The sequence below is a fragment of the Candidatus Lernaella stagnicola genome, from assembly GCA_030765525.1.
In the GTDB taxonomy this organism is placed as follows: Bacteria; Lernaellota; Lernaellaia; order Lernaellales; family Lernaellaceae; genus Lernaella; species Lernaella stagnicola.
The window spans coordinates 50,264-71,253 of the sequence record JAVCCK010000046.1; the positions used below are offsets into that span (position 1 = coordinate 50,264).

15 protein-coding genes are annotated in these 20,990 nt (G+C 58.7%); 9 read left to right on the forward strand and 6 right to left on the reverse strand.

The features are described from left to right. Positions 1–76: 76 nt before the first annotated feature. The 3 genes from P9L99_21565 to P9L99_21575 all read left to right on the forward strand — a co-directional run bounded on the left by P9L99_21565 (position 77) and on the right by P9L99_21575 (position 5,481). A complete protein-coding gene (locus tag P9L99_21565) occupies positions 77–1,009 on the forward strand; it encodes a hypothetical protein (protein ID MDP8225964.1) in 933 nt (310 codons plus the stop codon). Positions 1,010–1,086: 77 nt separating this feature from the next. Beyond that, positions 1,087–3,459: a hypothetical protein gene (locus P9L99_21570; GenBank protein ID MDP8225965.1), complete on the forward strand. Its 2,373-nt coding sequence runs from the start codon at positions 1,087–1,089 to the stop codon at positions 3,457–3,459. Positions 3,460–3,741: 282 nt separating this feature from the next. Continuing rightward, positions 3,742–5,481 (forward strand): class I adenylate-forming enzyme family protein, encoded by a 1,740-nt coding sequence (locus P9L99_21575; protein ID MDP8225966.1) that lies wholly within the window; start codon positions 3,742–3,744, stop codon positions 5,479–5,481. Positions 5,482–5,539: 58 nt separating this feature from the next. Here P9L99_21575 and P9L99_21580 read toward each other — a convergent pair whose 3' ends face one another. The 3 genes from P9L99_21580 to P9L99_21590 form a co-directional block, all read right to left on the reverse strand. Continuing rightward, complete coding sequence (locus P9L99_21580; protein ID MDP8225967.1) at positions 5,540–5,665, reverse strand: hypothetical protein; 126 nt, start codon at positions 5,663–5,665, stop codon at positions 5,540–5,542. 49 nt (positions 5,666–5,714) lie between these two features. Then, positions 5,715–6,812 (reverse strand): trypsin-like serine protease, encoded by a 1,098-nt coding sequence (locus P9L99_21585; GenBank protein ID MDP8225968.1) that lies wholly within the window; start codon positions 6,810–6,812, stop codon positions 5,715–5,717. Positions 6,813–7,133: 321 nt separating this feature from the next. Then, positions 7,134–9,740, reverse strand: a complete 2,607-nt coding sequence (locus tag P9L99_21590) for a formylglycine-generating enzyme family protein (GenBank protein ID MDP8225969.1) — start codon at positions 9,738–9,740, stop codon at positions 7,134–7,136. Positions 9,741–9,895: 155 nt separating this feature from the next. Between P9L99_21590 and P9L99_21595 the strand changes: the two genes are divergently transcribed. The 4 genes from P9L99_21595 to dapF are packed head-to-tail and all read left to right on the forward strand — an operon-like array spanning position 9,896 to position 12,896. Then, positions 9,896–10,846: a hypothetical protein gene (locus tag P9L99_21595; GenBank protein ID MDP8225970.1), complete on the forward strand. Its 951-nt coding sequence runs from the start codon at positions 9,896–9,898 to the stop codon at positions 10,844–10,846. Further along, the gene (locus P9L99_21600) at positions 10,839–11,738 is read left to right on the forward strand and encodes a hypothetical protein (protein MDP8225971.1); all 900 of its coding nucleotides are present in this window, start codon (positions 10,839–10,841) and stop codon (positions 11,736–11,738) included. Before P9L99_21595 ends, P9L99_21600 begins: the two co-directional genes overlap by 8 nt. Before the next feature lie 10 nt (positions 11,739–11,748). After that, a complete protein-coding gene (locus tag P9L99_21605) occupies positions 11,749–12,057 on the forward strand; it encodes a hypothetical protein (GenBank protein MDP8225972.1) in 309 nt (102 codons plus the stop codon). Next, positions 12,054–12,896, forward strand: coding sequence for a diaminopimelate epimerase (dapF, locus tag P9L99_21610; GenBank protein ID MDP8225973.1), 843 nt, complete (start codon positions 12,054–12,056; stop codon positions 12,894–12,896). Before P9L99_21605 ends, dapF begins: the two co-directional genes overlap by 4 nt. On the opposite strand, the gene P9L99_21615 is transcribed toward dapF, so the two are convergent. Both P9L99_21615 and P9L99_21620 read right to left on the reverse strand, forming a co-directional pair. Then, a complete protein-coding gene (locus P9L99_21615; protein ID MDP8225974.1) occupies positions 12,823–14,505 on the reverse strand; it encodes a glycosyltransferase family 39 protein in 1,683 nt (560 codons plus the stop codon). The genes dapF and P9L99_21615 overlap by 74 nt on opposite strands. Before the next feature lie 71 nt (positions 14,506–14,576). Continuing rightward, entirely contained in the window at positions 14,577–14,987 is a 411-nt protein-coding gene (locus tag P9L99_21620) for a Rid family detoxifying hydrolase (protein ID MDP8225975.1), read from the reverse strand. A 596-nt stretch (positions 14,988–15,583) separates the two neighbouring features. Here P9L99_21620 and P9L99_21625 point away from each other — a divergent pair. After that, positions 15,584–16,822 (forward strand): hypothetical protein, encoded by a 1,239-nt coding sequence (locus tag P9L99_21625; protein MDP8225976.1) that lies wholly within the window; start codon positions 15,584–15,586, stop codon positions 16,820–16,822. Between the two features lie 196 nt (positions 16,823–17,018). Next, the gene (alaS, locus tag P9L99_21630) at positions 17,019–19,628 is read left to right on the forward strand and encodes an alanine--tRNA ligase (protein ID MDP8225977.1); all 2,610 of its coding nucleotides are present in this window, start codon (positions 17,019–17,021) and stop codon (positions 19,626–19,628) included. A gap of 48 nt (positions 19,629–19,676) precedes the next feature. Here alaS and P9L99_21635 read toward each other — a convergent pair whose 3' ends face one another. Further along, positions 19,677–20,918 (reverse strand): pentapeptide repeat-containing protein, encoded by a 1,242-nt coding sequence (locus P9L99_21635; GenBank protein MDP8225978.1) that lies wholly within the window; start codon positions 20,916–20,918, stop codon positions 19,677–19,679. Positions 20,919–20,990 lie beyond the last annotated feature (72 nt).

A 20,990-nucleotide genomic window follows, 5' to 3' on the forward strand; every position in this document is an offset into this window, starting at 1 on the left:
CACGATTTCGCAAAAGGTGTACTCTAGGCGAAATTATAAGGCATTACGGTGCTGATTTAACCAAAGGAGCATAAAGATGGTTCGCAAGTATGGATTTATCGCGATGTTGGCGATACTGGTTTTGGCGACCGGCCTTTTGATGGCCAATTGTAGTAGCGGCGACGATGACGACGACAATGACGCCTCCGATGATGACGCTACCGACGACGATGCCACCGACGACGACGCCACCGACGATGACACCGGCGACGACGATACCGGCGCCGATGACGACACCGGCGGCGATGACGATGACGACGATGATGATGATGACGACGACGACAACGACGATGATAACGACGACGAAACTCCGCCGACGGATGAAATTTCGGTCATGATTTATGATTTCACGACTTTTGCCGCTTTGGAAGACGTCACGTGTGAATTGGTGAAAAGCGCCACCGGCGAGTCCTTCGACCCGGCCATCACCACCACGTCGGACGCTACCGGAAATTGCGCGTTCAACACGAGCCGCGAAAAAGGCATCTTCGCCATCAAATTCACCCTGGCCAACTACGTTGAAACCTACGCATTCAACAACGAAACCGCCATCGAATTGTTCTTCCCGCTGGTGAGCCTGACGGACCGTAACGGTATCGCCGCGCTGCTGAGCCTGACCCTCGACAGCAGCAAATGCATCGTGGCTGGTGTGGTGCAATGGCTTGCCGGCGTCACCTTGGAAGATGTCGGTTGCGCCGAAGTGACCAACGACGCCGGTGCCGACCTGTATTATGTCGACGCCTTGGGCATTCCCACCGGCGCTCGGACCAGCACGCACCCCGACAACGGGTACTACATGACCTTCAACGTCTCGACCCCGGGACCCTATCAATACACGGCGACGACCGACAGCCAGGTGCAGGATGTGACGGTTCCCCGCACTTTCGCCGACGCAATCGTGTACACAAACATCATCTATCACGCGCCCGGTACGCCATCGAATCCGACGCCGGGGGGATGCACGAAATAGTCCGCGAAAAAATGTTGCGACTTCTCAGAACATGATTTCTGAGTGACATTCGTTAATAAAACGGAGAGGAGAGGACTATGCGAGCAACCTTGTTGCGTCCTTGGGTATTGTTACTTCTTTGCTTTCTACTCTTGAGCATGACAGCCGCGTGTTCCTGCGGCGACGACGACGATGATGACAATAATGACGCCACCGACGATGACAGCGGTGACGACGATGACGACGACGATGACGATGATGACGACGACGATGATGACGATGACGATGACGATGATGACGACGACGACGACGATGATGACGACGACGACGACGATGATGACGACGATGATGATGACGACGATGATGATGACGACGATGATGATGACGATGATGATGACGATGACGACGATGATGACGATGACGACGATGATGATAACGACGACGATGATAACGACGACGATGATAACGACGACGATGATGACGATGACAACGATGACGACACTTCCGGCGAACCGCTCGAACGCTGGGTCGCCGGCGGAATTCCGGGCCACAGTGGAACGAGCACGCTGTTCTACGACGGCACGCTCTACAGCGCGTTGTGTGTCGGCCGCGAGCTCTATGTTCTGGAGTGGACGCCGGCCAAGGGCTCTGTGTTCGATTGGGTCGCGAGCGACGCGGGCGAACCGGCGCTGGCGATCGATTCCAGCGGCTACTTGCACATCTCCTACAAGCAGATGGAAGGCGAAGACCTAGGCTACGCGACCGACAAGACCGGGTCGTGGGTCGTGGAGACCGTCGATTCGGTTACCCGCGTCAGCTACGACAACGATATCGCGGTCGACGGCGACGGCTTCGTGCACATCAGCTACTACCAGCTAAGCGGGTCGGATCTGATGTACGCGACGAACGAAACCGGCACGTGGCTGAGCGAAACTGCCGTCTCTACCGACAGCGTGGGACGCTACAACGCCATCGCGGTCGACGGCGACGGGTACGCGTACATTAGTTATGCCAAAACGACCGACGACTCGCTCCAATTGGCGACCAATGCCTCGGGGAGCTGGTTGAGTTCGACGATCGCGGCCGCGCCGAACCATGCGAACCGGCACGATATGATCATCGACAGCAGCGGTAACTTGCACGTCGCCCTGCTAAACGACAGTGACAACTCGCTCGATTACGCTGAAAACAGCGGCGGGGCCTTCGCCGTAACGACGATGGATGATTCCCAAAGCTATAGCGAATACGTGACCATTGCGCTTGATAGCAACGAGAAGTTACACGTGAGCTGCGTGGGCAGCAGCACGTTGGCGTATCTGCACAATTTGTCGGGCAGTTGGCTGCTCGAGACTGTGGACAACGCGTTCGCGGCCGGGAAATACAGTTCCGTGGCCTTGAATGCGACCGATGTGCCGCATTTCGTCTACAGCCGCGCTAATTACCTGAAACTGGCCCTCCCCGACGCGGACGTAACAACCTGGACCATCGAGGATATCTTGGACGAGGGCGACGCGGGCTACGAGCTTCATCTGAAACTCGACTCGCTCGGTCAGCCGCACATGGCGTTTCGCGAGTATCGGGGTGGATATTTGCATTACGCCAGTCCGGTTCTCGGAGGTTTCGACGTTGAAGATCTGGACGTCCCAGGGTTCGACGGCGACTTTCTACTCGATGGAAGCGATGCGGCTCACATCGTGGGTATTTCTTCGTCCGTGCACCGCCTAGCCTACGTGACCAACGAATCCGGCGCTTGGCTGGATGAGGCCGTCGTGGACGGCACGGTGTCTGCCATTCAGGTAGCGATCGTGCAGGATTCGCTCGACGACCTTCATATCGCGTTTGTCGGCGACGACGGCCTTGGCGACGATAAATTGCACTTGGCCTCGGGTGGTTACGGTTCGTGGACCGTGATCGAAGTGCCCGTATCGGTCGACGCGCCGCAATACACGAGCATGGCCGTTGACGACAACGACAAGCTGCACTTGGCCGTAGTCGACGAGACCGACCAGTTGGTATATGTGACCAACGCAAGCGGTAGTTGGACCTCGGAAGTAATCGATGCGACCGGCAGGTGCGATACCCCGGCCATCGTGACCGATGCGGCCAACAAGGTACACATCTCCTATTATGAAAATAATGACGACGATTTGCAGTACATCACCAACGCAAGCGGCAGTTGGGTGATTTTGGACATCCACGCGCCCGGCTTCGCGGGTAACTACTCCGACATCACCATCGACGGCGGTGGTAACCTGCACATCGCGTACTTCTACAATTCAACCTACGACCTCTACTACGCCGATGACGTGGGCGGCAGTTGGGGCGCGGCGCCGATCACTAAAGGCGGGCAGGCAGGGTATTACCCCGCCATCGCCATAGACGCCGCGGGCCGCGCACATGTCGGGCACCGCACAGAGAAAGCCGTGTACTACAACCGTTTCCAGACCGATTACATCGGTCCGATATTCTAAGCTGAATCCAAATAAGGGGCGGTCGCTCGACCGTCCCTTTTTTCTACCTTTTCCGATTCCCTACCGAGGCGACCACGCTGGTGAAAAGCTTCTCCGGTTTGGCTAAGCCCTCGCAACTGGACGCATTCCCCAAAAGACGCAGATCGTTTACCGGCAGGCAATCTTCGCCGCGGCCTGCAATCCCCCTTGCCGCGAAACGACGTGTTTCGTTATAGTTAGGGTTCTAAAATCGCGGGGATCATCCAAAGCAATACGGGTTCGCAATACGGGAGGAATGACGTCATGACCGAACTGACACATCGCAAAGGCGTACCGCAATACACGCTGGCTCATTACGAGGAAGATTACGCCGACCGGCACCTGCTGCACGGCTGCGTCGCGAAGTGGGCCAAGGAAATACCCAACAAGGTGGCGATCATCGATGCGGAAAAAGACATCGAATACACCTACCAGCAGTTCGACCAGATCAGCACCGCGCTGGCTTTCAAGTTGCTCAAGCTCGGTTTCCGCAAGGGCGACTTCCTGGCCACCTCGCTACCCTTCTTAACCGAGCACGTGTTTCTCGAATACGCCTGCTTCAAAATCGGCGTCATCCACGCCCCGCTCGACCTGCGTCTGAAAGCGCCGGAAGTCATCCGCTCGCTCGGCCTGATTCAGGCCAAGGGCTTCGCCTTCCTGGGCAAGACAGCGTTTGCCGACTTCACGCCGCTGGGTCAAGCCATCAAGGACAACTGCGACTTCGTCGAGATTTTCATCCAATTCACGCCGCCGGACGAAACCGTCGACTACGCCTACTCCGCCGTGACAATGGCCGAAGAAGCCCGGCAGGAAGCGACCGCCATCATGGCCGATCCCGGCGCGTCGGAGATCTTCCAGCTTTACCGCGAAGCCGCCGCCTCCATTAAAGAAACCGACGGCTGCCAGGTCATTTACACCACCGGCTCGACGGGCTTCCCGAAACCGGCGCTGCTGTCGCACCGCAACATCACGAGCCAGAACATGGGGCTCGGCGGCGCGTTCGGCATTCTCGACAACTCGAAAATGTTGGTGAACCTGCCCCCGTCGCACGTGGGCGGACAGGCCGAACAGCTCATGACGCCCTTCTTCTGGGGCGGCACGGCGGTGCTGCTTTACATCTTCGACCCGGCCAAAACGCTTACCGCCATTCAGACTTACAACATCGATTCCTTCGGCCAGATTCCGGCCCTGTTCGCCATGGAGTGGAAGCTGCCGAACTACAAGGATTTCGATCTCTCTTCGCTGCGCTTCGCCCTCTACGGCGGCCAGCAGGTCACGCGGCAGTTCCTGGAACAGCTTTCGGCGATGGCGCCCAAATTCGGCACCGGCCTGGGCCTGACGGAAATGGGTGGCTTCGTCACGTACTCGCCGCTGGACGGCACGGTTGACGATATCCTGGCCAGCGTCGGGTTCGATATGCCCGTCACGCCGCTAACGATCCGCGAACCGATCAAGGAAGACGGCACCGCCGGCGACGAGCTGCCCGACGGCGAAGCGGGCGAAATCTGCTTCTCCGGCCCGCAGGTCTTTATCGCTTACGTCAACAACGAAGAGGCGTATCGCGCCACGGTCTCCACCGAGGGCGTCTGCTACACCGGTGACCTGGGGTTCAAAGACGAGACGGGCCTGCATTTCTCGGGTCGCGCCAAGTTGGTCATCAAGCCCAAGGGTTACCAGGTGCACCCGGCGCAAATCGAAGAACACTTCGCCGCACTGGAAGAGAAAGTGGCTTCGACCGCCGCCGTGGGCGCGCAGCACGACTTGTTTACCGAGGGCGTAGTGCTGTTCGTCGAGAAAAAACCCGGCGTCGAATTGACCGTCGAGGAATTGGTGGCGCACGCGAAGGAAGTCGCCGGTTACATGCGGCCGTCGCTGTACCTGATCCTCGAACCCGGCCAGATGCCGCTTAACCGTGTCGCCAAAACCGACTACGTCGAACTCAAAAGCCAAGCGAACACGGCGGTCGAACAAGCCCGCGCGGCGGGCGGCTGGGACCGCGGCTGATTCCACGAAACCGATCGACACCGGCAGGGGTTCGCCCCTGCCTTTTTCTTTTCACCGCTTAGCGCGGCGTCCCCCATTGGCTCGGATCGAGGATGATGTCGCAATCCACCGGGTCGATCGTTTCGGGGTTACGGAAGGGCGCCTGACAGTACTCGATGAAGTACGCCATTTCCGTGTCGCGCACTACGGATTTCTCCTCCGTCATCGTCCTCGGCTACCGCGGCAGTCGACTATCAGGGACAGCCGCGACCTTCGCAGGTGTCGCCCACATAGCAATAGCGACCCTTAGGTTTGCCCGTGGACAATCCGGGGCAGTCGGCCGGGCATGACAACGTATCGTACCGCCCGTCGCAGCTTTCGCCCTCGTCGCACACGCCGTTGCCGCAATCGCCGGGCGGGGGCGTGACGCAGTCGGGATCGGCGCCCGTCTCGCACTCGGGATTACACCAATCGTCGGCAGAGCAATCGGGCGGCGTCGGGCCGGAGACGAATGGGTCGATCCAGCCTTGGAACGCGTCTACGCGCGTACTCACGCCGTAATAGGTGCAGTAAGAATCACCGTAGGAAGTGATGCCGCCAACGTAAGGCTCACCGGCGCGATAGGCGAACGCCGGTCCGCCGCTGTCGCCGAAGCACGGGCCGCCGATGATCTGCTGATAGGCGATCTGGGTCGCTGCGTCGCCGGCGTCGGGGCAACCGGTCACGTTGCATCCCAGGCTGGCCAGGGGCACATCGATCTGCATTTTCACGCCACTGGAGCCGGTTTCGGTCTCGCCGAAGCCGGCAATGTTGATCAACGCGCCGATGTCGGCCGGGGTGAATTCGAGCGCCGCGGGCAAATGCGGGACCGGTGCGACCGGTTCGCTGATCGCCGTCGCCAGTTTGATCAGGGCCAGATCGTTACGCAACGCCACGCGATCGTAGCCCGGGTAGATCACCGTTTCGGTGACGACATACAAGTGATCCAGAATGTCGACCGCCGGCTCATCGCCGACGTAGATCAGCAGATTTTTCGCCGCCATCGTTTTGAACTTCGATTTGGGACCCGTCGCGATGTCCAGGCAGTGCGCCGCCGTCAGAACCACATCCGACGCAATCAACGTGCCCGAGCAGAAGGGGCCCACGTAGACCACTGATTTTTTGGGGTCGAACTTGTGTAAGCTGACAACCGCATCGTGTTCCGGAGCGTCGGGCGGAAACCCGTTGTATATAGGGTTGACGCTCTGGTTCAGCCCGTCCGCATCGTCGGTTGCCCTCGGTTCCGTGGAATCGCATGCCGTCAGCGCGAACGCGAATACCAAGACGACCAAAAATAAGATTCTCGTTTTCATGACTTTGTACTCCTCAATATTCCCATTATTTGAGCATAATCTATTGGCGCTGACCGTGAAACACAATCGCCAAGTTCAGATTTAACTCAAGAAAACGTCCGTATCGCCTTCATAGGGCCAAAACGACGCCGAAAACGTAAATTCTCGTCAATTCGGGTATGGAAATTAACCGAATGGCCAAAACCGATCACGTGGCGCTCAAAAACCAGGCGAACATGGCGGTCGAACAAGCCCGCGCGGCCGGCGGTTGGGACCGCGGCTGATTCCACGAAACCGATCGACACCGGCAGGGGTTCGCCCCTGCCTTTTTCTTTTCACCGCCTAGCGCGACGTCCCCCATTGGCTCGGGTCGAGGATGATGTCGCAATCCACCGGATCGATCGTCTCGGGGTTACGGAAGGGCGCCTGACAGTACTCGATGAAGTACGCCATTTCCGTGTCGCGCACCACGGATTTCTCCTCCGTCATGTTGCTGGGCGGACGAATCTGCACATCGCCGTCGGGTACCGAGTCGTCCCACGGGTCCCAATTCGGCCATGCCAGATACCACTCCATGGCCAACTCGTATTCCTGGTGAATGTGCCGCACTTCCCGGTTGGTAAGCGGCAACCCGCTGGTGGCGCAGACGAGCATATACGAGGCCGTGTCGGCGTCGTAGTCGCGGTGCTCATCCTGCTTGCTGTTGTCGAAAATGTAGTCGGTGCGTTCGGCCAAGCCTTCTAGTAGTTCCAACGCCTCATCGTTGTAGCCGTGCATGATCGCCAACAGCACCGCGTCGATGTGAAAGATGCGGATGATGTTGCGGTCGTTGAAGTAGTGCTGCGCCGAGGCGATGTAATCGTAGATCAAACTTTGGCCGCCGCCGCAGTCGTTGGCCAGCGGCTCACGATAGGCAATAAAGGCGGTGCTGATCTCGGCGTCGCATTCGGCGTCGGGCACCACCGGATCGAAGATGACGAAACTGGCCAGGTCGTTGACGAGAAACTCGTACTCGGCGCTCATCGGAATGTACGTGTCACCGCTTTCGTCCTTCGTGCGGATGAAGTAGCCGGCGTTGACGATATCCTGCGTCCACTTCTCCATGTAGTATAACGCTTCCGCGGCGGCCTCACGCACGGTCGCGTCGGGCGCGTCGTCAACCAAACGATACAGATGCGGAATCATCCGGTAGAAATGCGGTACGTCATCCTTGCTGCGGTGCGTCCGCACCCAGATGTCGCCGTAATAGGGGTTGCCGTCGTTGGGAATCGTCCACCCGTTCCAGTCGTATTGCAGTTCGTCCTTGATCGGGTCGTAATTGACGAACAGTTCCCGCCCGTCTTCGATTTGTGTGTAGTTTTGCGGGAAGATCGTGCGCGGCATGATCCAGAGTTCCGGGTCGTCCTCGCTCCATAGGAAACCTTGCATCAAGGCTATGAGCCCGAGGCTGTATTTTTCCACCAAATACGCGGCCGTGGCGTCGCCGCTGGCCAGATACAATGCCGCCGCGGCGTTGAAAATCTTGCCGGTGCGAATCATCAGGTTGTCGCTGTTGCCGCCGACCGGAAGCTCAAGCACGTCGCCGTCCTTCACGGCCGAGCTATCCTGGTAAAAGAGCCGGAACTCCGGCCATCCCTGCGGATTGTCCGCGTCCATCCCATGGCTGAGCCACTGATACCGGGGGAAGAAGTGCGTGTCGATCCAATACTGCGTGATCGCCTGCGTAAACTCCGTAACCTCCTGCGCAGTCACCGGGTCGCCGATCTGGGGCCGCGTGAAGGTAAAGGGCAGCGAGTCCGGCCAGTCCCGCGGGCTCCGGATCGACTCCGTCACTTGGATCGGCGGGGGTGCGGGGGCTTCAAGCAGTTTGGCTGCCTGCGCCGGCAGCGTGCGGACGGTGCGGAATCCCAACGTGAACAATCGTTGATCGGGGGCGTGTCCCGTGCGGAACGCCGCGCGCGTGTTGGCCGCGCCGTGGAAGCGCGCCGCCCCGCCGCGCACACCGCGGAAGTTACCCTCGGCGCCGCCGAGCGGGTCGGAAGTCTGCGCCGTGATGTCGTGCGCGTACCAATCCCACACCCATTCCTTGACGTTGCCGAGCATGTCGTACAGATCCCAGGTGTTTGGGTGCTTCTGGGCCACGTCGTGCGTTTTGCGTCCGGAGTTGGCGCAGTACCAGGCGATCGGCGCCAGATTCGGGTCGCGCGGGAGGCAGGAGGGGGTTTCGATATCGCCGGTGTATACGGCGGTCGTCGTGCCCGCCCGAACCGCATGCTCCCACTCGGCTTCGGTGGGTAGGCGGAATCCTTCGCACTCGTAGACCGTCGCCGCGTTGAGGCTCACTTCGGCAGCGGCGATGCCGCCGTTGTCGCGGCAATAGGTGTCGGTATCGCCGGTTGTTTCATCGGCGCACAGCAGGTCGCTTAGCGTGTAGCACGCGGCGTAGCCCGCGCCGGTCGAAAGCCGGTTGGCGTAGGCCAGGGTGTCGAACCACGAAACCTGTTCCACCGGTTGGTTCGCGTGGTCTCCGAGGAAATTGAAGTAGGCCGGGTTGTAGCCCATGAGTTCTTCGAATTCCCCCTGCGTAACCTCGGTTTGTTTCACCTCGAAGTGGCGGGTGAGTGCTACCGTGTGTTGGGTTTCGTTGAAGCGGTGGCCGATTTCGGTTTCGGGGCTGCCCATGTTGAACGAGCCGGCCGGGACATAAGCGTACCCCTCGCTGGTTGGCGGCGGGGGCGTGGTGTCGTCGTTGTTATCGTCGTCATCATCATTGTTGTCGTCATCGTCGTTGTTGTCGTCGTCGTTGTCGTCATCGTCGTCACCCGGTATCGTGGTGTCGTCGTCGTTGTCGTCGTCATCGTCATCGTCGCCGCAGGCGACCAGAGAGAAGACCGACGCCGCCATGACGGCCATCAACAAACAAATGAAAAGGAGTTTCCTGAGTTTCATGAGAGGGACCTTTCAGCGAGTCGTTCCCGGCAACTTAAGAACATGCAGATTAGTACGCCCGTTAGCGACGTTCAAGGCAACCCGTAGCGCTTCTCTTGCAGTTCTGGCCTGACTCGCTAACATATCTTTGTGGCTCAACCGACGGGAAGGGTAAAATGCGCCGCATCGTTTTTCTTATTGCTTTGCTTTGCCTGCTGCCGGCGCTTGCCGCAGCGCAGGCCTCCGAAGCGCGTGGCAAGATCATTGCTACCACCGGCGCCGCGTTGATTGAACGGCCCGGTTTGGACGAGCCGATTCCCGTCGACGTCGGCTTCGAGGTGTTCGAGGGCGACTGGCTCGTCACAGGCCAAGACGGCCACGTCAAGATCTTGCTGGCCGGGCAGTTAGTCGTTTTCCTCGCGCCCAACAGCTACCTGCGCATCAAGCATACGATTCACAATCTAAAGAACCGAGCCCGCGTCAGTTTCCTGTACCTGAAAAGCGGCGCGGTGCGCGCCCTGGTGCGCGTTCGGCCCAATTACAGCAACGCCGTGCGCTTGGAAGGCCCGAATCTTGTCGTGAGCTCAACCAACGCGTATTTCTTCGCGCGTCTGGACCGGGAAACCGGCAAAACCATTGTCTACAATCTGGCCGGAGACGTGCGCGCCACGCGCCCGCTTCCCAGCGGCGTGCCCCCCGTCGACCTTCCCGTCGCCACGATGGTGAAAGCGGAGCCGCGCAAGACGTTCAGCGAACCCATCTATGTCGATTCGTTCAACGCCGGGCAACTATTGGCCGACACCGAAATCGACAACCGCTACATCTGGGATAACCGGCCCGGCGCTCCCGAATACCTCGTCGAGCGACGCGGCCGCGGCGGCGCCGATGGGGCCGCACCGGTAGTCGAAGGCCTGGTCAGCGCCCACGAGGGCGAAGGCGGCGCGGATTTCGACGCCTTTCGCGCGCCCGGTCTGCAACAGCGGCTGCGCCAGGAAGATTTGCCGCGTCCCGACAATGCCGACGTTTTCCCCTCGCCGCGCGGGTTTGGCAGCACGTCCGAGGACGCCACGGCGCGTATTCGTCTCATCTTCCCGGACGCGAAAGACAAAGAGGATGACGATGACTAAGTGGCGGCCGGGAGCCATTGTCGTGTTGGTCCTGCTGGCGGCTTGCTTGATCGGCGGCTGCCAAGGCGGGGATGCCGACACCGCCGAGACCACGTCGGTCGTCAAGGCTTACATGGGCGCCAAAGCCGATTTGCCGCCCAGCGTGACGCAAATCGAATTGACGGTGACCGGCGACGATATGCACACGATTGTCAAGATTCTCTCGCTGAACGATTTCGGCGAACTCGAAGATGTTTTCTTCGAAGTCAAAGTCTCGCCGGGCATTCGCCTGTTCACCGTGATGTGCCGCGACGCCGGGAGCTTCAGCTTGTATCGGGGCCAACGCCAGGTACGTATCGATCCAAAAGAAACCGTTGACCTCGAAATCAACCTGGCGGCGTGGGCGGCGGTGGGTGGACGTGTCACCTATCCCGACGGCAGCTTACTTTCCGACTACGACGAAATGGCTTTCGACCCGGAAATCGCGACGAATGACCTCGGCCTGTACGAAGTGGAGTCGCGCCTGACGACCCTGACTTTGCGGCTTCAGCCCGCGGCCGACGCCTATGCCTTCGCCGAAGTCGACTTGGTGGAGGCCGGGCAGCAGACCGTCACCAACCTCGTGTTGATCGATCCCACCGATTCGTCGCGTCCCTGGATCTCCGCCGCCGTGCCTCATACCGACTTGGCCGCCGGTCAACAAATCTCCCTCTTCGGGCAAGGATTTACGGTGGGTGACGCGTTCACGGTATGGTTTGGAGCCCCAGGCGACGGCGCCGCGGCGGCGATTGTCGATGTCGCCACCGATTCCCGACTGCAGGTGACCGTACCGACCGACGTGCCGGTCCAAGGGCTTCTTTTTGTGTGCTGGACGAACGATGAAGAATGTTCCAACGGCTTCGGCTTTAACTAGGACGGTCGCAGTGACTCGATCCAAAACCATGGCCCTCTTGCTGATCATCGCGGTGTCGGTCGCGTGCCTGAGCGTCGGTTGCGGCAAAAAGGGCGACCTGGTCCCCCGCGACACCGCGCCATACAAGGAAGGCGAACTGCCGCCCGAGTGGCGGGCCGATACGATATCCGGCGATCCGCCCGCCGCATTAGGTATTGAGGAAGTGCTGACCGACGAGACCACGCCGGATCCTCCCGACCAAGACCAGACCCCGAATGCCACGCCGGCGCCGCCCGATCCCGATACGGCCGACGCGAACGACGATGGGGGGCAAGAATGACGAATCAGAAAATCGACTTCGTAAAAATGACCGGCAGCGGCAACGATTTTGTCCTCATCGACAATCGCCGGGGCGTGATCGACGCGAATCAAGCCGCCGCCTGGGCGGCGCAAGTGTGCCGCCGCGGCTTAGGCATCGGCGCCGATGGTTTGATTTTGCTGCACGATGATCCCGACCCGGAATTCGATTTCACCTGGCGTTTTTTCAACAGCGACGGCTCCGAAGCCGAAATGTGCGGCAATGGCGGACGCTGCGCGGTGCGCTTCGCCTATGACCACGGCTTAGCGGCGTCCAAAGAAATGGCTTTTCGCACGCTGGTCGGCAAGGTTCGCGGCTGGATTCTCGACGGTAAAGACATTCGGGTCGGCTTGACTGAACCCCAAGATTATCGACCGAAAGTGATGGTCTCCGTGCCGGCCGGCGAAATCCGCCTTTCCTACATCGACACCGGTGTGCCGCATGCCGTGTGGTTGGTCCGGGATGTTGAAGCGGCCGACGTCCTGCGTCTCGGACGCCAGATTCGCGAGCACGAAGAGTTCGCCCCGCGCGGCACCAACGTCAACTTCGTGCAGGTGACCGGCCCGGACTCCCTGTCTATCCGTACCTACGAGCGCGGCGTGGAAGCCGAAACCTTGGCTTGCGGCACCGGGTGCGCGGCGGCGGCCATTACGATGGGGCTGGTGGGCCGCGTCAGGCCGCCGGTAATGATACGAACCCGCAGCGGCGACGTGCTGTGCGTCGACTACACTCAGGAAAACGACAAAATCACGAACCTGACGTTTCAGGGGCCGGTCCGCTATGTGGCGCGGGGGGTGTTGGACCCGGAAAGCTGGGAATAACCCGCGACGTCCGCTGTTTCTTTCGATACAACAGGACGGGCGACGTACTTTCCGGGTACGGAAAGTGATCCACCAATTCGAACTCGCCCTTCACTTCAAAAAACGCTTTGAACACGCGCTGAGCGAATTTTCGGTTGACGTCCTGCGCCCAATTGAAGTTGCGCGTGTCGGTGTTGAATCCCGATTTGACCAAAATGACGTCCGCGGCGCGCAAGTACTCCACCAACGAGCCGTCGGGCTCAAATTCCGGCGGCGTTCGCCCCGCCGCGGCCCGCTCGAACAAATTGTCGATATCCAACCGCGGATCCGCCAACCAAAGCTCACCCTGCAAAAGCGAGGTGTAGGGCGAATCAAGCAACATGACAAACTTTTTGTTCGCCGCCCCGGCCGCCATCTTGCTGGCGATCGGCTGAACGCTCCACCCCAATCGCTCCGGGCGCGGCAATCCCTCGATGTGCTGGCGCTTTTCGAAATCGCGGAAGGAAAACGGCGTTTGCTCCGCGCGAAGATTGTCGTACGCAGCCGCGCCGCCGAGGACGAAAAACACCACCAAAACCCCGGCCACCGCCCGCTTGCGACCGGTTTCGATTAGCCACTTTTCCACTCCCAGGGCCCCCAATATGGCCCCGGCGGGTAGTAACGGCAGCAGATAACGGGTGCTTTGCATCCCAAATACCGCGTGCAGCAGCAAAATCGGCGGCACAAACCATAAAAACAGGGCCCGATTGGCCCATTCGGCCTTGGATACCAAGATGAATCCCAGAATGGTTAAGACGGTCAAAAATGGCCCTAACCCGGTCGAAATCAATAATTTGAGGTTGTCGACGAAGCCGATTTGGTCCACGGCGAGATAAAATGCCCGCACGACCTGACGAGTTGTGATCCACGACTCAAGTCCCGGTAAATACAACATAAAAACGATGGCCAAGAAGATCCCGCTGGACCACGCGGCGTTCCGCAGACGAACTTTGCGCTTTTCCGGTTTGGCCGCCCAAAGGTACTGTACAATGAGGTAACTACTCGGAAGTATTAGATAAAGCATGAAGGATTGCTTCGTCAGCATTCCCAACGCTGCCACCGCACCAAATTGCATGGCGCCGGCCCGCCGACCGAGTCCGTCGCTGCGTAGCAAGAAAAACATCGTGAGTGCGACCATGGCCGCCAAGGGAGCGTCGGTCGTCTCCAACCGGGCAAAGCGATAGAACCCGGGCGCGAAAGTTATGAAAAACGCTGCTAAAAGACCGGCGCGGTCTCCTGCCAGAAGGTGCCCGATGCCGAACGTGGCCAGGATCGTCAACAGGGACCACGCCGCGACGGTCACCGCACCGGCCCGCGGGTGATCGCCGACGACCAGGCGCACCGGCAAGGATAAATAATGGATCAGTGGTGGATACGCCGAACCGGCCACGGCGCCGCGAAAGGCGGGCCACGCGTCATTTTCACCTTGGACGGCGTGGGCAAGCAGACGCCCGGTTCGCTCCAGGTGCATGGTGTCGTAGACGTCGCCGACGTGGTCGTAGGCGATCACGATCAGATTTAGGGAAAAGGAGAAAACGCACAGGAAAACAAGTAAAAGCCAGATGTAATTCCGGACGCCCCCAACGCGCATCGTATTAACCTATCCGGGCCGGGGCACGCCGTAATCCGTATCGTTTGGTTGCCACGATAACGGATACGCGATCAAGCGCCGAGCGCGGCGATTGCCTCGATCTCCAATTTGCAGCCCGCCGGTCCGGGTAATTTGGCCACTTGGACGGCGCTTCGAGCGGGATAAGGCAATGCTCTCTCGTCATCGAACAGCTCTTTATAGACTTCGTTGACAGCCGCGAAGTCATCGATATTCAGAAGAAATACCGTCACCTTGACCACGTCGGACAAGGTGGCGCCGGCAGCCTGCAAAACGCCCATCACGTTACCCAAGGCTATGCGGGCCTGGTCCTGGACGTCGTCCGGGATTTTCTTGGAATCGGGATCGATGGGCAGTTGACCGGATGTGAACACCATGTTGCCGCATTTGATGCCTTGGGAATACGGACCGATAGCTCCTGGAGCTTTTTCGGTTGTGACTGCGTCCTTGTGGTGCATGGCCATAACCTCCGCGCAAAAACGTTTTACAGGGGTGGGGTCATACTCATAATACCGCAATTTTCAGTAAAGGCAAGGAAACAACCCCCCCCCCTCAATTGGGTTTTCTAAAACCTCGGTTGAAACACGGTGATGTTTTTTTCCTTGACATGGATTTGTGAATTGCGGTAAAAATTCTACGAATCCAGCGGTTTAGAAACGTCAACCAAGACCGGTTTTGATCTTTTACATTATAAGACGTTGATAAATAAGCGCTTTTTTTTGAAGCAATGCGGCGTCTTTTTGCAACCGGATTGCATTACATGGTCCATTTTTGCTTGACTTTGCCCACCGTGGGCGTTATACGTTTCGTAGTTTTTTCCAAGGGCCAATATTTTTATTTACGCGACCCGCGCCGAAAGTGTGGGTTTTGGACGTATCTGTGGCACGTGGAAAACGAGAAAGGAGTACTGGGGCAGGGGGTTCGATTGGACCCCATGTTTTCCGGAATCGGGCGACTCGGTCTTGAGGAAAGTTGTTCGACCCGGGGAGTAGATTAACCACTGTACTGTAGGGAATTCTTTTCGGCAAAAAAGGTAATCCAAAACGAGGAGGAACTTGATATGAGGAAACTAGTCGCAATCATGATCGTAGCGATGATGGTCTTCGCTGCGAGCTCCGTGTTTGCTGCCGGAAACGAAGTGAAGACGAAGTTTGGCGCGCTGGCACTGGGCGGGACCGTGAAAACCGGTCTGACCTTCTATGTGGGCGACGAAGTGCTCGATGCGGCCGCGTATCAGGCGAAAGATCGCACGAGCGACTTCAGCTTCACTCTTAACTGCTTCGTATTGAAATTCGGAGGCTGGGTGGTCGACGAACGGATCACCTACGTGATGAATTTGTATGCGAAAAGCAACGACGCTGAAAACATGGGCGTGCAGCTTTTGGACGCCATCGTGGGCTTCCACTACATCCCCTACACCGGGATTTATGTTGGGCACATGCGCCCCATGATGACTTACTTCAATAGTCTGCCTGTTCACATGTTCAAAACCATTGACCAGCCGCTGATGAACCGCATGGCGTTCCCGCGGACTCGCCAAACCGGTTTGAACTTCGGCCTGGTGACTCCGTTCATCGACGCCAACCTGGGCGTCTACAACGGTCGCCAGTTCTTCCCGGCTCGTTTCCCGGATGGTGCTCAGGCCCCGATGGGTAACGTGACCTATTTCGACCAGAACACCGGCAAAGACATTCACTTCGGCGTAATCGGCAAACCGCCGGTTGACGGCCTGAAGATTCGTGCCAACCTGTGGTACGGAACTCCCGTCGATGAATTCGAGAACGATGAAGGCGAATTGATCGCACACAACGCCAGCGTGATGTTCATCAACGGCGGCGTGGACTACCTCGCGCCCTTCGGCCTGACTCTCGTCGCCGAAGTGCTGTACGGCAATTTCAACTGGGACGAGAATGATCCCGCTTTGAACTTCGAAGATGCCGGCGACCGTGACTACGGCGATGCTCCGGATCTGACCGCGCTGACCACCATGAGTTACTACTTCATGGCCGGCTACAACTTCGGCCCGATGTTCGAAGTTCCGTTGGAAATCGTTGCTCGCTACGACTACATTGATCCTGACACCGAGAACGACGAAGACTACGCGGTGGGCTACAAAGACGCCTACACCGACATCGTTGCCGGTCTCAACTACTACATCAAGGGTTACCATGCGATGCTGTCGCTCAACTACACTTACCACGGCGAAGAGTGGGAAGATGTGAACAACAAAGCCGGCGACGACAAGCAGGACGGTATCAGCAACGACGAAGTCAAACTGCAAGCGCAGGTTGCCTTCTAAGCTGATTCCAATTTTTGGCCTATGGCCCCGCGGGCTTCGGCCCGCGGGGTTTTTCTTTTTTATGTCGCGTTTACCGGGCGAACGCCGCAGCGACAACCTCATCGCGGTCCGCTGGTGTTGACAGTGATACGGTCGGGGGATAATTTTTCACCCCCTGAATATGCGTTGCGCGAAATTTACTCGCGGGGAGATCATCATGACCGGCAACGAAGTGCGCAAAGCCTTTTTGGACTATTTCGCTCGGCAACAGCACAAGGTGCTGCCCAGTTCGCCCCTGGTGCCGCAAAAGGACCCCACGCTGCTGTTCGCCAACGCCGGCATGGTGCAGTTCAAAAGCGTCTTTCTGGGCGAGCAGGACATCGGCACCCGCCGCGCCACCACCAGCCAAAAGTGCCTGCGCGTCTCGGGCAAACACAACGATTTCGAAAACGTCGGCCGGACCGCGCGTCACCACACCTTCTTTGAGATGCTCGGCAATTTCAGCTTCGGCGATTATTTCAAGCACGACGCCATTCGCTTCGCCTGGGAACTCTTGACCCAGGTGTACAAGCTGGATCCCGATAAAATGTACGCCAGTGTCTTTGAAACCGACGACGAAGCCGCCGACATCTGGCTCAACGAAATCGGCGTCCCCAAAGAACACGTCGTGCGCTTCGGCGAAGCTGACAACTTCTGGTCCATGGGCGATACCGGTCCCTGCGGACCGTGCAGCGAAATCCTCTACGACCAAGGACCCGAATTCGCCGGCACCCTCGAGGATGGCGACCGCTACCTCGAACTGTGGAACCTCGTGTTCATGCAATATAACCGCGACGAATCCGGCGTGATGACGCCCCTGCCCCGCCCGTCGATCGACACCGGGGCCGGGCTCGAACGCATCACGGCCGTGTTGCAGGGCGTGGAAACGAACTACGACAGCGACCTGTTCACGGCGATTCACCGCGAAACCAGCCGCCTTTCCGGCCTCACCTACGGCGCCGATCCGGACATGACCGTCAGCATGCGCGTGGTGGCCGACCACGTGCGCGCCATGACCTTCCTGATCGGCGACGGCGTGCTGCCCAGCAACGAGGGGCGCGGCTACGTCTTGCGCCGCATCATGCGGCGGGCGGCGCGGCACGGCGTGCTGCTGGGCGTGCGCGAACCTTTCTTGTTCCAAGTCAGCGGCGCCGTCGTGGAAACCATGTGCGGCCAGTACCCCGAACTGCGCGACCGCGCCTCGTTCATCGCCAAGATCGTCAAGAACGAGGAAGAGCGCTTCCTGCGCACCCTGGAAAACGGCCTCAAGCTGCTCAACGCCGAACTGGGCAAAGCCGCCGGCGTGCTCGACGGCGAAGTCGCCTTCAAACTCTACGACACCTTCGGCTTCCCCTTGGATCTGACCGAAGACATCTGCCGCGACCGCGACGTCGCCATCGACCAGGAAAGCTTCGAAAAGGCCATGGCCCGGCAGCGCGCCCAAAGCCGCGCGGCTTGGGACGGCTCCGGCGCCGCCGAATTGGCCGACGGCCACCGCGAACTGCTCGCCAAGGGCTACACGACGGAATTCGTCGGGTATGAGACGCTGAAATCCGACGCCGAGGTCATCGGTTTGATTCTCGACGGCGCGCTCGTTGACCAGCTCACCGCCGGGCAAAAAGGCGAACTGGTGGTCGACGTCACGCCCTTCTACGCCGAGATGGGCGGGCAGGTCGGCGACCGCGGCCGCGTGCTGCACGGCGACGCCCTCGTGGACGTAACCGACGCGATCCAGCTTGGCGAAACACTCGTGTCCCATCACGTCAAAGTGCAAAAGGGTATCGTCAAAGTCGGCGACCGCGTGACCATGGCCATCGACCCGAACCGGCGGCGGCGCATTCAGCGCAACCACACCGCCACCCACCTGCTGCACAAGGCGCTTCAGGAAGTGCTGGGGCCCGACGCCAAGCAGGCCGGTTCGCTCGTCGCGCCCGATCGCCTGCGCTTCGACTTCACGCACTTCACCGCCATGACGCCCGAGGAACTAGCGGCCGTCGAGCGGCGGGTCAACGAACTGGTCATGGAAGACGAAGCGATCAGTGTCGATCAAGAGGACTATAAGGAAGCCGTCAAAAAAGGTGCCATGGCCCTGTTCGGCGAAAAGTACGACGCCGAAGTGCGCGTCATTTCCATCGGCGCGGATACCAGCTGCGAACTGTGCGGCGGCACCCACTTGCAACGCACCGGCCAAATCGGCCCCTTCGTGATCGTCCACGAGGGCTCGGTCGCCGCCGGCGTGCGACGCATCGAAGCCGTGACCGGCGACGGCGCCGTGGCCCACCTGCAAACCAACGAGGAACGCCTGCGCACGACCGCGGAACTGCTCAAAACGACGCCCGGCGACCTGGTCGACCGCACCGAAAAGCTGCTGGGCGAACTGCGCGCCGCGCACAAGGATATCGAGCGCCTCAAAAACCAACTCGCAGGCCAGGCGGGCGCGAATATTTTGGATGAAGTCATCGAGCATGATGGCGTCAAGGTGTTGGCCGCCACCACGCACGTCGCCGACGCGGCCGAACTGCGCCAGTTCGCCGTGGGCCTGCGCGACAAGCTGGGCTCGGGCGTGATTTTCCTGGCCGCCGACGGCGGCGGCAAAGCCCTGCTGCTGGCGATGGTGACCGACGACCTGACCGGCCGCTTCCACGCGGGCAAAATCGTCGGCCCGGCGGCCAAGGCTATCGGCGGGGGGGGCGGCGGTAAGCCGGACCTGGCGCAAGCCGGCGGCAAAGACGTGACTCGCCTCGACGACGCCGTCGCCGCTGCGCTCGAAGTCATTAAGTCGATGTAAATCCGTTCTCGAGGGACGCGGGAAACAACCGTAGCCGAATTCTTCTATTCATTCGAGTAAGCGCGTGATCCCTGCTTTCTCCGGGTCGAAACCCTCAGGGAATTTCGCCTCTCCCGGCAGATATTCGCATTCTTCAAATCGGACGTCGTCGAAATACGCCTGTGACAAATCTATCTGGAACAACATACCCCTAAACGTCATAAAAGCGAAATAAGCCTTGGTCAGTGCTACACTAGGCCCCCAAGAATTTTCGTACTCCGAATCAAAAAAGCGGCAGCCCCCAGCTTCCACATACTCCCAAATGCCATCTTTAAAAATGGAATAATACACCCGTGCTTTACGAAGAGACGAACTGGATATTGTCGATGATCCGAAATCGATATGCCGGAATTCTCCCCGATCCAAATTCGTAAAGTGGAATATCGCGTTATCCAACAAACATTCCGTGAATCTCACTCCTTCAAGATTCATTCTAATGAATCTCATTCCCCTCAAATCGATATTTTGAAATTTCGGTCTCTGTTCTTCGGCAACGTCTGAAAAATACTTTCCAATTGAATTTATGATTACCTGTAAAAGGACTTTTGTTGGCCCGTCCAATGGCGTGGATCGATCTTTTATGTTTTTCCTTTCTCCAGTTTCTCCATCTTGCTCGATGTGAACTTCCGCCGGTGCGATACGGCGAGCTAACGCCATAAAGTAGTTGATGATCGTCGCACGATCCTTCTCGGAATCGCCGGCGAGTCGATCGAGGGCGTAAACAGCGCCCAGTTTAACGTCGATGTCATCGTTGCCGAGAAGCTCAATTGCCCGCGCATAGCGTTCGTTGAACAACCTCTCTTTTCCTTCTTCACATCGCGTTACAAACTCTTTTTCTCTGTGCGCATTTTCCCGCCGACGTTCGATAAGCTCTCGTTCTCGTTTATCCAATTCTTGGTGGCGATGAACGCTCCTGATATACCAAGTCAGAAGCACGGCAAATACGGTACCGAGCGCCGTTAAGAGCGTCCACGGTGGGCTCTTCGCAATTAGCGCACAAATGCCCGGATTATTGTATTCGCAAGGCAGGCAATGATAATTGATCCAAGCGATGGCCCCGTATACAGCAGCGAGGCCGAAAAACGCCGCAAAGATAATTGAAATGCCCGTGTGGGCGATAACCCATTCCTCGAAACGGCCTTGTTTTCGCTGTTCGTATTCCGCCGGTTCGGTCGTATTTGTTTCGGCTTGTTCGTTCTCGACTTGCTCGTTCTCGACTTGTTCGTTCTCGGCTTGCTCGTTCTCCGCCATCGCGCACCTCGGGGGGATGATGGCGAACATAATACGCGTATATGTTTCTGCGGAAAAGGCAAAAAAAGAAAC

Excerpts from the sequence above, each read along its gene's own strand:
- P9L99_21565 (MDP8225964.1), top strand. The coding sequence starts at position 77 with ATGGTTCGCAAGTATGGATTTATCGCGATGTTGGCGATACTGGTTTTG.
- P9L99_21570 (MDP8225965.1), top strand. The coding sequence starts at position 1,087 with ATGCGAGCAACCTTGTTGCGTCCTTGGGTATTGTTACTTCTTTGCTTT.
- P9L99_21575 (MDP8225966.1), top strand. The coding sequence starts at position 3,742 with ATGACCGAACTGACACATCGCAAAGGCGTACCGCAATACACGCTGGCT.
- P9L99_21585 (MDP8225968.1), bottom strand. The coding sequence starts at position 6,812 with ATGAAAACGAGAATCTTATTTTTGGTCGTCTTGGTATTCGCGTTCGCG.
- P9L99_21590 (MDP8225969.1), bottom strand. The coding sequence starts at position 9,740 with ATGAAACTCAGGAAACTCCTTTTCATTTGTTTGTTGATGGCCGTCATG.
- P9L99_21595 (MDP8225970.1), top strand. The coding sequence starts at position 9,896 with ATGCGCCGCATCGTTTTTCTTATTGCTTTGCTTTGCCTGCTGCCGGCG.
- P9L99_21600 (MDP8225971.1), top strand. The coding sequence starts at position 10,839 with ATGACTAAGTGGCGGCCGGGAGCCATTGTCGTGTTGGTCCTGCTGGCG.
- dapF (MDP8225973.1), top strand. The coding sequence starts at position 12,054 with ATGACGAATCAGAAAATCGACTTCGTAAAAATGACCGGCAGCGGCAAC.
- P9L99_21615 (MDP8225974.1), bottom strand. The coding sequence starts at position 14,505 with ATGCGCGTTGGGGGCGTCCGGAATTACATCTGGCTTTTACTTGTTTTC.
- P9L99_21620 (MDP8225975.1), bottom strand. The coding sequence starts at position 14,987 with ATGGCCATGCACCACAAGGACGCAGTCACAACCGAAAAAGCTCCAGGA.
- P9L99_21625 (MDP8225976.1), top strand. The coding sequence starts at position 15,584 with ATGAGGAAACTAGTCGCAATCATGATCGTAGCGATGATGGTCTTCGCT.
- alaS (MDP8225977.1), top strand. The coding sequence starts at position 17,019 with ATGACCGGCAACGAAGTGCGCAAAGCCTTTTTGGACTATTTCGCTCGG.
- P9L99_21635 (MDP8225978.1), bottom strand. The coding sequence starts at position 20,918 with ATGGCGGAGAACGAGCAAGCCGAGAACGAACAAGTCGAGAACGAGCAA.